Annotated in this window: 13 protein-coding genes; 8 read left to right on the top strand and 5 right to left on the bottom strand. The window is 67.1% G+C overall.

Features of this window, described 5'->3' with window-relative positions:
• Positions 1-96 precede the first annotated feature (96 nt).
• From ACZ9CK_RS11835 to ACZ9CK_RS11815, 5 genes are all read left to right on the top strand, one after another.
• Positions 97-1,716: a S1C family serine protease gene (locus ACZ9CK_RS11835; RefSeq protein ID WP_476050041.1), complete on the top strand. Its 1,620-nt coding sequence runs from the start codon at positions 97-99 to the stop codon at positions 1,714-1,716.
• A 232-nt stretch (positions 1,717-1,948) separates the two neighbouring features.
• A complete protein-coding gene (locus ACZ9CK_RS11830) occupies positions 1,949-2,740 on the top strand; it encodes an electron transfer flavoprotein subunit beta/FixA family protein (protein WP_426298684.1) in 792 nt (263 codons plus the stop codon).
• A gap of 15 nt (positions 2,741-2,755) precedes the next feature.
• A complete protein-coding gene (locus ACZ9CK_RS11825; protein WP_426298682.1) occupies positions 2,756-3,709 on the top strand; it encodes an electron transfer flavoprotein subunit alpha/FixB family protein in 954 nt (317 codons plus the stop codon).
• Positions 3,710-3,712: 3 nt separating this feature from the next.
• A complete protein-coding gene (locus ACZ9CK_RS11820; protein WP_426298680.1) occupies positions 3,713-4,492 on the top strand; it encodes a PIG-L deacetylase family protein in 780 nt (259 codons plus the stop codon).
• A gap of 73 nt (positions 4,493-4,565) precedes the next feature.
• Complete coding sequence (locus ACZ9CK_RS11815) at positions 4,566-5,108, top strand: gluconokinase (RefSeq protein ID WP_426298678.1); 543 nt, start codon at positions 4,566-4,568, stop codon at positions 5,106-5,108.
• Here the strand turns inward: ACZ9CK_RS11815 and ACZ9CK_RS11810 are convergent.
• From ACZ9CK_RS11810 to ACZ9CK_RS11800, 3 genes are all read right to left on the bottom strand, one after another.
• On the bottom strand, positions 5,101-5,859 hold the full coding sequence (locus ACZ9CK_RS11810; RefSeq protein ID WP_476050040.1) for a MerR family transcriptional regulator: 759 nt from the start codon (positions 5,857-5,859) through the stop codon (positions 5,101-5,103). The genes ACZ9CK_RS11815 and ACZ9CK_RS11810 overlap by 8 nt on opposite strands.
• Positions 5,860-5,910: 51 nt before the next feature.
• Complete coding sequence (locus ACZ9CK_RS11805; protein WP_426298674.1) at positions 5,911-6,378, bottom strand: tRNA (cytidine(34)-2'-O)-methyltransferase; 468 nt, start codon at positions 6,376-6,378, stop codon at positions 5,911-5,913.
• Between the two features lie 87 nt (positions 6,379-6,465).
• Entirely contained in the window at positions 6,466-7,398 is a 933-nt protein-coding gene (locus ACZ9CK_RS11800) for a J domain-containing protein (RefSeq protein ID WP_426298672.1), read from the bottom strand.
• A gap of 159 nt (positions 7,399-7,557) precedes the next feature.
• Between ACZ9CK_RS11800 and ACZ9CK_RS11795 the strand changes: the two genes are divergently transcribed.
• Complete coding sequence (locus tag ACZ9CK_RS11795) at positions 7,558-8,241, top strand: hypothetical protein (protein ID WP_476050039.1); 684 nt, start codon at positions 7,558-7,560, stop codon at positions 8,239-8,241.
• 36 nt (positions 8,242-8,277) lie between these two features.
• On the opposite strand, the gene ACZ9CK_RS11790 is transcribed toward ACZ9CK_RS11795, so the two are convergent.
• On the bottom strand, positions 8,278-8,712 hold the full coding sequence (locus ACZ9CK_RS11790; protein ID WP_476050038.1) for a hypothetical protein: 435 nt from the start codon (positions 8,710-8,712) through the stop codon (positions 8,278-8,280).
• 111 nt (positions 8,713-8,823) lie between these two features.
• Between ACZ9CK_RS11790 and ACZ9CK_RS11785 the strand changes: the two genes are divergently transcribed.
• Together ACZ9CK_RS11785 and ACZ9CK_RS11780 are read left to right on the top strand one after the other, a co-directional pair.
• Entirely contained in the window at positions 8,824-9,492 is a 669-nt protein-coding gene (locus ACZ9CK_RS11785) for a helix-turn-helix transcriptional regulator (protein WP_476050037.1), read from the top strand.
• 38 nt (positions 9,493-9,530) lie between these two features.
• A complete protein-coding gene (locus ACZ9CK_RS11780; RefSeq protein ID WP_476050036.1) occupies positions 9,531-10,778 on the top strand; it encodes a cysteine desulfurase family protein in 1,248 nt (415 codons plus the stop codon).
• Between the two features lie 14 nt (positions 10,779-10,792).
• Here the strand turns inward: ACZ9CK_RS11780 and ACZ9CK_RS11775 are convergent, their stop codons facing one another.
• Positions 10,793-12,046 carry an NAD(P)/FAD-dependent oxidoreductase gene (locus tag ACZ9CK_RS11775; protein WP_426298662.1) on the bottom strand — a complete coding sequence of 418 codons (1,254 nt, stop codon included), beginning with the start codon at positions 12,044-12,046 and terminating at the stop codon, positions 10,793-10,795.
• Between the last annotated feature and the right edge of the window lie 81 nt (positions 12,047-12,127).

Genomic DNA, 12,127 nt, shown 5'->3' with positions numbered 1-12,127 from the left:
CTGGCTTCCGCGTTCAGCAAGCTTTCAGCAAACATCCGATCTTGATCCAGCAAAAGCGGCCATAGTTAATGCCAGACGAGGAAGAAAGGAAGTCCCATGACGGAGAACCCAGCGCAGGGACCGGGAGCTGAGCGCGAGACCCCGGAAGACAACAATGCCGAGGCCCCGTACGGCAGCGAGGCCAGCCAGCCCACTGGCACCCCTGCTCCGGGCGGGCACCCGGGGGAGCAGCCCACCACACGGCTGCCTGCCTACCAGCCTGGCCAGCCCGTCCAGAGCGGCCAACCTTCAGCGGGCGGCCAGCCCTTCCAGCAGCCTCACCAGGGCGCGGCCCCGCAGGCAGGCCCGTCGTACCCGCAGCACGCTCCGTTCTACGGCACCGCCGGCAGCCACCACCCTGGGCCTGGCTACCCCTCCCAGCAGCACCCTGCAAGCCAGCACACCCAGCAGTTCTCCCACCTGGGTGCCCCCGCCGGAGCCCCGGGGAACACGGCGACAGACACCAGGCGCAAGCCGGCGTTCGGCGTCGGGACCCTCGTCGCCAGCATCCTGGCGGCCGGACTCGTCGGCGGCGGCGTTGTGGCAGCCAGCAACCAGCTCTTTGACAACCAGGCTCCCGCAGCGAGCACCAGCAGCCAGGGCGGCGGCACTGTCATCGTCAACAACAAGGACGACGTCAACGCGATCACCGCTGCAGCGGCCAAGGCCTCGCCGAGCGTGGTCACCATCAAGGCGTCCAGCGGCAGCGAGGGCGGCACCGGCTCAGGCATCATCATCGACGACCAGGGGCACATCCTCACCAACACGCACGTAGTGACTCTCGATGGCGCCACCGCCAACGCCTCGATCGAAGTCCGCACCCACGATGGCCGCGTGCTGAAGGCAAGCGTCGTGGGCACCGATCCCTTGTCCGACCTCGCGGTGATCAAGGTCGCGGATCCGTCCGGTCTGGTCCCCGCAACCCTCGGTGACTCCAGCAAGATCAACGTGGGGGACACCGCCGTCGCCATCGGCTCCCCCCTTGGCCTCACCGGCACCGTCACGGACGGCATCGTTTCCACCCTCAACCGCACCATCAGCGTGGCGTCCTCGGCCGCGCCGAAGGAAGCCCCGGACAGCTCCGAGGGAAACGGCGAAGGAGGCTTTGAATTCGCTCCCCCCGGTGAAAGCCGGAACCAGTCAAGCGCGAACCAGGGCTCCATCTCCATCAACGTCATCCAGACCGACGCCGCCATCAACCCGGGCAACTCGGGCGGCGCCCTGGTTAACAGCAAGGGCGAGGTAATCGGCATCAACGTCGCCATCGCCTCGGCCGGCAGCGGCACTTCGGATACCTCCAGCGGAAACATCGGCGTGGGCTTCAGCATCCCGATCAACCATGCCAAGCGGGTCGCCCAGGAAATCATCCGGGACGGCAAGGCCAGCCACGGCCAGTTTGGCGTCAGTGTGCAGGCCAAGTCGGCCACCGGAAGCAGCGCCAGCTTCTCGGTGGGCGCAGAAGTCGCCAGTGTCACCAAGGGTTCCGCCGCCGAGAAGGCGGGCGTCAAGGTGGGTGATGTCGTGGTCAAGTTCGCAGGGCAGACCATCAGCGACCCAAACCAGCTGACCGCCGCCGTCCGCGAGCAGGCAGCCGGCGCAACCGTCAAGGCCACCATCCTGCGGGGCGGCCAGGAACGCGAAATCGACGTCACCTTGGACGCCGCTCCACAGCAGTAACAGCAGTAACAGCGGTAAGTCGGAAGCGGAAGCGGGCGGGACCATCGGGTGCCGTCCGCTTCCGCGTGAAACCGCCCCCAGCGCCGAAACAGGCGTTAACGCGGGCACATCGAATTGCGCCGCAATATGCTTAGCTAGGACGAAGCCCGCGAGCCGGGCGCCCATGGCCATGCGCCCAGCCGCTGGCCATCCTCAAGCAAGGAAGGCTGCCTCGAACACAGTGGAAGAGACATTGAAGATTGTTGTTCTGGTCAAGCACGTCCCTGACGCGCAGTTCGACCGACACCTCACGGGCCAGGGAAATACTGTCGACCGTGACGAAAGCATCCTCTCGGAACTGGACGAGTACGCCCTTGAGGCCGCGTTGCAGCTGAGCGAAGCCCGCGGCGGTGCCAAGGCAGGCAACGAAGTCATTGCCTTGAGCATGGGACCGGCCGGGGCCGTGAACTCCGTCAAGAAGTCCCTGCAGATCGGCGCGAGCTCCGGTGTCCACCTGAACGACGACGCCCTCGCCGGTTCCGACGCCGCCGCCACGTCCCTCGCGTTGGCCGCGGCCATCCGCTACCTCGGCCCTGTGGACCTTGTGCTGACAGGCATGGCTTCCACCGACGGCGAAACCTCCCTGGTCCCGGCACAGCTTGCCGAACGCCTCGGCGTGCCCCAGGTGACCTTCGCTTCGGCGCTGGAACTGAACGGCACCACCCTCACCGCGCGGCGCGACGGCGACGGTCACTCGGACACCGTGGAGGCATCGCTGCCCGCGCTCGTCTCCGTGACCGACCAGATCAACGAGCCCCGGTACCCGAACTTCAAGGGCATCCTGGCGGCCAAGAAGAAGAAGATCACCACCCTGGCCCTGTCCGACATCGGCATCGACGCCGGTCAGGTCGGCGCCGCAGGTTCCCTGACCGCCGTCGAGACCGCCGCTGCCCGCCCGCCGCGCACTGCAGGCACCATCATCACGGACGAAGGCGACGCCGGCATCAAGCTAGTTGACTTCCTGGCCGCCCAGAAGCTGCTCTAAGAGGACCCAAGACACATGGCAAAAGCACTTGTTTTCATTGACAACCCGGGCGGCGCGCTGAAGAAGAGCAGCCGCGAACTGCTCACCATCGCCCGTTCGCTGGGCGAGAGCGCGGTGGCCTTCAACGGCGAACTGCACGACGACGTCGCGGCAGCCATCGCTGCCCACGGCGCCACCGCGGTTTACCGCCCGTCCGTGGCCGACCTGGATGACTACCTGGTGGCCCCGAAGGCTGCCTACCTCGCCGCGGCGGTTGCCGCCTCCGGTGCGGACACCGTCCTGCTGGAAAACTCGGCAGACGGCAAGGAAATCGCTGCCCGCCTGGGCGTGAAGCTGAACGCCGGCGTGATCACCGACGTCGTTGGGGTCGACGCCGACGGCACCGCCCACAAGTCGGTCCTGGCCGGTGCGTACACCACCACCGCGAAGGCGCGTACCGCCGTCGCCGTCCTGACGGTCAAGCCGAACAGCGTCGACGTCGCCGAGGCACCCGCCGCTGGTACCCCGGAGAGCGTCACCGTCGAGGTTCCGGCTGACGCCACTGCCTCGGCTGCACGCATCACGGCGCGCAGCGAACGTCCGGCCAGTGGACGCCCGGAACTCACCGAAGCCCGCGTGGTAGTGGCCGGCGGCCGCGGCGTCGACGGCGACTTCGGCCCCCTCGAGGAACTCGCCGACGCCCTGGGCGGCGCGGTGGGCGCTTCCCGTGCGGCCACCGACGCCGGCTGGATCGGCCACGACTTCCAGGTGGGCCAGACCGGCAAGACCGTCTCCCCGCAGCTGTACATCTCCGCGGGCATTTCCGGCGCGATCCAGCAGAAGGCCGGCATGCAGACCTCCAAGGTGATTGTCGCGATCAACAAGGACGCGGAGTCTCCCGTCTTCGAAATCGCCGACTTCGGCATCATCGGCGACCTCTTCAAGGTCGTTCCGCAGGCAACCGAAGAGATCAAGAAGCGGAAAGGCTGATCCTTGAGCACTGACGCCACGTCAGCAAAGAGCCCGTTCAATGCCTCCACGGAGCGCGTTGAGCGGGTGCTTTGTTTTACCGCCCACCCCGACGACATCGACTTCGGCGCAGCCGGCACCATCGCCGCCTGGACGGCTGCCGGGGTGCAGGTCAGCTACTGCATCATGACCGACGGCGACGCCGGCGGCTTCGACGTCGACGGACACCACGAGATCACCGACACCCGGACTCAGGAGCAGCGGCGGGCCGCGGCAATAGTCGGCGTCGAGGACATCCACTACCTGCACGAACGCGACGGCTACCTCGAGGTGAACCACGGCGTCATCAAGCAGGTGGTGAAGCTGATCCGCGAAATCCGTCCGCAGATCGTGCTGGCCATGCATCCGGAACGGAACTGGGACCGGATCCAGAAGAGCCACCCGGACCACCTCGCCGTGGGCGAAATCGTCACGCGGGCCGTCTACCCGGCGCTGGAGAATCCCTTCGCCTATCCGGAGCTCGCCGAAGCCGGTCTTGACGCCTACAGGCTGCCGTGGCTTTGGCTGTTCGCGGGCCCGGAGTCCCGTGAAAACCATTTCGTCGATGTCACCGGCCACGTGGAGGAAAAGCTCAAGGCGATCCGGGTCCACGCCAGCCAGCATCCGGACCTGGCAGCCATGGAACGCACGGTGCGTGGCATGCTGCGCCACAACGGGCGCCGGGCCGGATTGCCGGAGGGCAACAGTGCCGAGGCCTTCCATGTCGTCTCCGTTAACGGGTCCCAGACCATCGCCGGGTTCTGATATTGCCGTCGTGTAATGCATGTCATATGCTTGAACACGGTTAAATCATATTTATTGAGGAAGACAGACTTTAATGGCGAAGACTGCGCAGCAACCTGTCCTGGTAATCATGGGCGTTTCCGGCTCGGGCAAATCCACTGTCGGCGGTGTCCTGGCCGGACGCCTCGGCTGGGATCTCGCGGAGGGCGATGACCTCCATCCGGAAGCGAACGTGGCGAAGATGCACTCCGGCCAGCCCCTCACCGACGAGGACCGCTGGCCGTGGCTTGAGCTGATCGCCGGCTGGATCCGTTCCCGCACCGAGGTGGGGGAGCCGGGCATCATCACCTGTTCGGCACTCAAGAAGAAATACCGTGATGTGCTGCGCGGGGAGAACGTGGTGTTCGTTTTCCTGCAGGGCAGCAAGGACAAGATCTCCGACCGGCTCGCGTCCCGGCACGGGCACTTCATGCCGCCGTCGCTGCTTGAATCCCAGTTCGAGGCACTCGAAGAGCCGGGTGCGGACGAGAACCACATCTCGCTGTCCGTGTCCGCGTCCCCGGCCGAGGAAGCCCAGGAAGTCATCGAGCGGCTTGACCTGGTGGCCAAGGACGCCGTGCAGGGCGGGATCAGCTGAGCCGCGCCTGCGCGTAGGCAGTCATGGCGTCGCTCAGGTACGCGGCCAGGCGCTCATCGTATTTGTCGTAGAACGCCTTGAAGCGTGCATCCTCGACATACATGCGGCCGAGGCCCGCATACGAATCCCGGTTCGGCGTCCAGCTGCGGAGGGTCCACCGGTAGTGGAGCTCGACGGCGGCCAGGGTCCTGGCGTCGTCGGCCGGCAGTCCCGCGTTCAGGCAGTCCAGGACGGCCCGGTTGGCGTCGTCGGCCTGCTCCATGAACTCCTGCTTCTGCTCAGGGGTCATGGCCGCGTAGCGGGCCTTGGATTCGTCCACCACTTTGTCGCCCCAGCGTTCCCGGGCTTCGGCTTCGTAGGGATTGTTGTCGAAATCCTTGAAGATGTTTTCAGCTGACATTGGTGCTCCTTGACGTAGTGCCGTGATGGTGGCGTCGACCGTCTTCGACATGCGGTCCAGGCGGTCACGCTCGGCCAGCAACCATTTCCGGTGGACGGTAAGTGCCTCCACGGGATCGGCCTGGCCATCCAGAACTTCGCCGATGGTCTCGAGCCCAAGGCCAAGTTCGCGAAGCAGGAGGATCCTCTGCAGGCGCAGCAACTCCGGCTCCCCGTAGTAGCGGTAGCCGTTGTGGCCCGTGTACGCCGGCTCCAGGAGCCCGAGCTGCTCGTAGTGGCGCAGGGTCCGAGATGAAACCTTGCTGGCCTTCGCCACTTCGGAGATGCTCCAGGTGCACTCTTCCTGCTTCATGGTTCCAGCGTAGAAGTTGACGTTACGTCAAGGTCAAGGGCTGCGCCGGGATCAGGTGCGTGCGCCGGAAAAGCCGTTCTGCCGCCACGCTTCGTACACCGCGATCGAGGCGGCGTTGGCGAGGTTGAGCGAGCGCAGCGACGGGAGCATGGGCAGGCGCAGCCGCGCGGTGATGTGCGGGTCCTGCTTCAGCCAGTCCGGCAGGCCCACGGATTCCGGCCCGAACAGGAGCACATCCCCGGCCCGGTAGGAGATGTCCGCATAGGAGGTGTCGCCGTCGGAGGTGAAGGCGAAGACGCGTTCCGGTTGCAGGGCTTCCCACGCCGCTTCGATGTCCTTGTGCACCGTGACGACGGCGAGGTCATGGTAATCCAGCCCGGCCCGGCGCAGTTTCGCGTCGGAGAAGTCGAAGCCCAGTGGCTCCACAAGGTGCAGTTCGGCGCCGGTGATGGCGGCAAGGCGGATGGCGTTGCCCGTATTGCCCGGGATTTCAGGGGTATGGAAGAGGATGCGGAACACGGATCAATCCTAGCCAGCCGCCGCGGCTTCGGACGCCAGCGGCCTCCGATGCCGGGGTCTTCCGTCGCCCGCCCATCAGGAAGGGGGTCAGTGCATGCCGCGCAGCAGCCGCGCCAGGACCGGGACCACCACGGTGTTGGGCACGGGGCCGGAGGACAGGAACTGCTTGAGCCCCTTGGCGAGCCCGGCGGCGTTGACCACCTGGACGCCCCCGCTTTCTTCAGCGTGACGGTAGCGGTCGATCACGGGTTCGTGCGGATTGTTGTCCGGCCCGTGGACCACTACCCAGGCAGTGACATTCAGTTCCGGGAAGATGTCCTGCATGTGCCGGGCAATCACATCCAGTTGCGGCGGCGGCACGGCGCGTCCTCCGTGCCTCAAGGCCACCCCGTCCCAGGCATAGGCGCCCTTGGGCAGCAGCATGGAACCGATCAGTGCCAGGCGGTACCCCGCGAGTACGGCATGGTCGATGTGGCTGTTGTCCGATGGCGAGCGAAGCCCGTTGATGAGCCGGGCGGAAGGGATCGCGGGCAGCACCTGGCGGCTGATCAGCTGCACGGTGCGCATCTCCCGCTGGATCCTGGCCTCGGCACCGAAGATTCCGCGCCTGCGCGGCATGCCGTGGACCTGCTGGGCGGCCTCGGACGGGGAAAGCAGCGGAACCTCAAGAGGATCATCGAAGGCCGGGACGTATACGGGCGCGTCCCCGGCCGTGTTGCGCGGAACGTTGGGGCGGTGGACGGTGGTGCGGCTTGCCGGGCCTGGTGCATCGCTCCCGCCGTAGTCGGCAGGGGCTGTAGGCCGGGCGGCGCTGGCATAGCGGCGGTCGTACTCGGCCCGGCGGCGGGGATCCACCAGGGTCTCGTACGCAAGGGTCACCTGCCGGAACACCGCCGGATCTCCGCCGTGGTCAGGGTGGGCCAGCCGGGCGGCCTTGCGGTAAGCCCGCTTGATCTCCTGCTCCGTGGCATTCACGGAGACACGGAGAACCTGATAATGGGAACTGCTGCCCTCGGCCAAGCACGGCCCTTTCTCTGGAGGTCTGGTTTGGGGCCAGTTTAGCCAGCCTTCAGGGACAACGAACCACGACCTCCTACGGGTTCCCAAGGGTGCGGCAGGAGCCGGCGGGCTAGACTCGGAGGCGGCAAGGGCAGGACCGGGAATGATTGGGGCGACGGTTTGGAGACATTCGAACGACGGGCGGCACCGCTCGCATACCTTGGCGCCGCCATCGTCGCGGCGGCAGCCCTGGCATCCTGCAGCGTCAGCGTTCCCGACCCCGGGGCGACCACCCCGGCACCCGCTCCCTCCGTCCTGGCGACGCCCACCGTCACCCCCGGCCACGATGCTGATGCCGTGGCAGCAAAGGACCTTCCGCTCAGCGCCGGCGGGACGCTCGCCGCCGGCGTTCCGGTGGGAATCGCGGACGGCCTCCGGGAAGCCACGGGCTGGAAGCTGGTGCAGGAAAACGTCCAGGGGCAGAATCGCTTCGTGCGGAAGGACGGCTGCCAGGTGATCACCAGGTTAAGCCTCAACCAGGGCGCGCTCGCCGTCGCCGGCGACGACAAAGCCTCCACCGAAGCCCTGTTCGCCTACCTGGATCCCGGCATAGAACCCGCGTCCCTGAAAGCCGAGAACCTGCGCTGGGGAGCGGACAATGACAAGCCCCGGCGCAAGGTCCAAGTGCTCGCCTTCAATGCGCGGCCGGCGGCAGACGGCAAAGCATTCAGCGTCCTTGCGCGGATGTTCGCCACCGCCGGCTCATCGGTCTACCTCTCGGCGGCCTGTCCTTCACCGGCCGCCCTGGCAACAGCCAAAGCCGACGTGGCGAACTACCTTCCGCTGATCCCGCCAAGTAACTGATCCCGCCCCAGCGACTGATCCGGCCCAATCGGGAGCTCACCGCCCCCGGCCCGGTCCTGCGGCCGTTGGGCTGCCTGCGAGCCGGTTGAGTGCCAGGGCCGCGACCAGAAGGCCGAAGTCCCGGAGGGCGATGTCGAAGAAGCCGCCCAGGACCAGCAGGTTGACGATGATGCCCAGCAGCCACGCCGCCACCAGCAGGGAGCCGATGCGCGGGCGCACTGCGACGGCGATGCCCGCAATGATTTCCACGACCCCCACCCCGTACATGAATGCCTGGGGCGTCACCGGAACCACGGCTGTCGCCACCGGGGCGAGATAGCCCGTCCAGTCCGTGAGGATGTTGGTGAACTTGTCCACGCCGAAGAGGATCGGCGCCACCGTGAATAGGGTCCTGAGCAGCAGGTATCCCTGCCGTGCCGGGTCCATGGCGGCGATCCTGCCGGCGCGTGCTGAAGTCTCCTGGGTTTTCATGGCTCTTCCTTCCTGTTGCTTGCCTTGTATCCTTCTAAAATTAGATAGTTTGATTTTAGAATTTTCAGGGAATTTAATCAACGGATACCTTTTTAGAGTTACCCTTGTCCCATGACCGGACTTTCCTGGCGCGAACGGCTATCCGCCCTGTCTTCGCTCGGTGACGAGAACCGCCGCCGGCTGTACGAATATGTGTGCTCGGTCGGTGCCGCGGCAGGCAGGGACGATGCCGCCGCCGCGCTGGGCATGCCGCGCAGCACGGCATCGTTCCATCTGGACCGGCTGGTCCGCGACGGGCTGCTCGGCGTCGAGTTCCGTAAGCCCGCCGGCAAAGGCGGACCCGGCTCCGGGCGTCCCGCCAAGCTCTATGTGCCGCTCTTCGCCGAGATCGGCGTTTCCGTCCCCGAACGCAATTACGATCTCGCCGGCGTCGTTCTCGCCGCCGCTGTCAGCTCCGCCATGAAGGATGGCGGCGCTGCGCGCGAGGCGCTGCTCGGGGCCGCTCGGGCCAAAGGCGCCGAGGCCGGTGCCGGCGGGCGGGACTTCCTCGAAGTCCTCGCCGGGCAGGGATACCAGCCGGAAGCGGACGACGACGGCGGCGGCCACGCGCTGCTGAACTGCCCGTTCCACAAGCTCTCCCGGAGCCACCCTGACGTTGTGTGCGCAATGAACGGCGCCTTCCTGGCGGGAGTCGCCGATGCCTGCGGCATCGACGGCAATCGGATCGCAGGGGACGAACGCCCCGGCCACTGCTGCGCCCGGATCCTGCCCGGGGACTGAGCCACCGAACTGTCTGCCGCCGTCGATAGACTCTTAATGTGCCTGTATATCTGGACCATGCCGCTACCACCCCCATCGCTCCCGCCGCGCTCGAGGCGATGACCCGCGAGCTTGCCCGGACCGGCAATCCCTCATCGCTGCATGCTTCAGGCCGTCGCGCCCGGCGCTCCGTGGAGGATGCCCGGGAAACCCTGGCCGCGGCGGCCGGCGCCCATCCCTCCGAGGTCATCTTCACCTCCGGGGGGACCGAAGCGGACAACCTGGCAGTCAAGGGCCTGTTCTGGAGCCGCCGCGACGAGGACCCGCGCCGGACCCGCATCCTGTGCTCCGCCGTCGAGCACCACGCCGTGCAGGACACCGTCGAATGGCTGGAACGGCACGAAGGCGCCGAGGTGTCCTGGCTGCCGGTGGACAGCAACGGCGTGGTGCTGCTGGATGCGGTGCGCGAGGAAATCGAACGCGATCCCGCCACGGTAGCCCTGGTGACCGTCATGTGGGCCAATAACGAAGTAGGCAGCATCCAGCCCGTCCCGGAGATCGTGGAGTTGGCCGCAGTGCACGGCATTCCGGTGCACTCGGACGCCGTTCAGGCCTTTGGTGCCTTGCCGGTCAATTTCCGGGAGTCCGGCCTGGCGGCGATGGCCGTCTCCGGGCACAAGATCGGCGGGCCGGTCGGCGTGGGGGCCCTGTTCCTGGGCCGCTCGGTCAAGCTGACGCCGGTGCAGCACGGGGGAGGGCAGGAGCGGGATGTCCGTTCGGGAACCCTGGACACGGCGTCGATCGCGGCCTTTGCCGCCGCCGCAGCCTCCCTGGCCGCCGGGCTGCCCGCGGAAAGCGCGCGGATCGCGGCCCTGCGCGACAGGCTCATCGACGGCGTCCGCGCGGCGGTGCCCGAAGCAGTGCTCCGCGGGGCCCCCGGCGACGGTCGGCTGCCGAACAACGCCCACTTCACTTTCCCGGGCTGTGAAGGCGACTCCCTGCTGTTCCTCCTCGACCTAGCCGGCGTCGAGTCCTCCACGGGCTCGGCCTGCACGGCCGGAGTGCCCCGGCCCTCGCACGTACTGCTGGCGATGGGGCTGGACGAGGACACCGCACGCGGGGCCCAGCGCTTCAGCCTGGGACATACCTCGAGCGAGGCCGACGTCGATGCACTGCTCAAGGCCCTGCCGGACGCCTACGCCCGGGCGAAGCAGGCGGGCATGGCGGGACACGAGTCCAGCATCCAGACGGCGGCCACAGTAGCGAGGTCTTCGGGGACCGTGTCCCCCGGGCCGGCCGCGGTCTGATTACAGAGCACTGCTCAGCCTTCCGGGAGCAGTTCCTCCAGGGGTACCTCCGGGTCGGCCAGTCGCGCGGGATCCACCTGGACGCGCCCGCTAATCAGGGCCTTGAGTGTCTTGTGCACCTTCGGCCGGTTGATGCTCATCCCGGCAACAACTGCGCTGCTGCCCGAGGAGTTCCGGTTCAGCCAGAATGCCAGGAAGCTCCTGTCGTCCATGGAACCGCGGAGCAAGGGGCTTTGGCCCGCAGCAAGGGACGGGAACCCGGAGTACTCCATGGCGACGTCGAACTGGTCCGTATAGAAATAGGGCACCATGTCCAGCTTCGCGTCCTGGCCGAGCATGGCCCTGGCTGCCACCTTTCCGCCGCTGAGGGCGTTGTGCCAGTGCTCGTTGCGGTGGTGTTCCCCGGTGAAGGGGTGCAGGGCGTTGGCGACGTCCCCGGCGGCGAAGACATCGGGACTGCTGGTGCGCAGGGACGCGTCCACTAGGATGCCGTTCTCCAGTTTCAACCCGGCATTCCCGGCCAGGGCGGTGTCCGGTATGACGCCGGCCGCGATGACCACGATGTCCGCGGGGATCTCCTCCCCGGAATCCGTGACGACGGCGCTGGCCCGGCCGTCGGTGCCCTTGATTTCCCTGGCGCTCGCGGGCAGCCGGAAGTGAACGCCGTGGGATTCATGGATCTCTCGGAAGAATGCCCCAAGCTCGGGGCCGATGGCCGTGGACAGGGGCACGTCTTCCAGGCCCAGCAGCGTAACCTCGTTGCCGTAGCTCCGGGCGGCCGCGGCCAGTTCCATCCCGATCCAACCGGAGCCCACCATGACCAGGCGCCGCCCGCCGTCGGACAGTGCTTCCTTCAGCCGGCGGGAGTCGTCCAGCGTGCGGAAGGTGCCGACCCCCGCCAGCTCGCTCCCCGGCAGCGGCAGCTTCCGCGGCTGGGCGCCGGTGGCGATCAGGAGCCTCGAATACTCCAGTTCCTTCCCGGAGCCGAGGCGCACGGTGTGGGCCTGCGGATCCGCGGCGACCACGGGATCGCCGAGCAGGATTTCGACGCCGTTCTCCCCGTACCAGTCCTGCGGCACCACCGAGACCTTGACTTCGCCATCCTTGCCCAGGAGGAGTTCCTTGGAGAGCGGCGGCCTGAGGTAGGGCACGTGCGTTTCGGCGCAGGCGATGGTGATGGCGCCCGTGAAACCCTCCGAGCGGAGGGTCCGGGCGGCGGTGGCGCCGGCCAGGCCTCCTCCGGCGATGACGAAATGTCCGGTGTCCATGATGCCTCGATTCGTATCGGCTGGATCGCTCACGCATCTAAAACCGTCAATTTTGACTTTAGAAGCGGAGCCGGGGATGGT

The organism is Arthrobacter sp. TE26545, from assembly GCF_056279005.1.
This window is presented reverse-complemented; position numbering and strand designations above follow the sequence as displayed.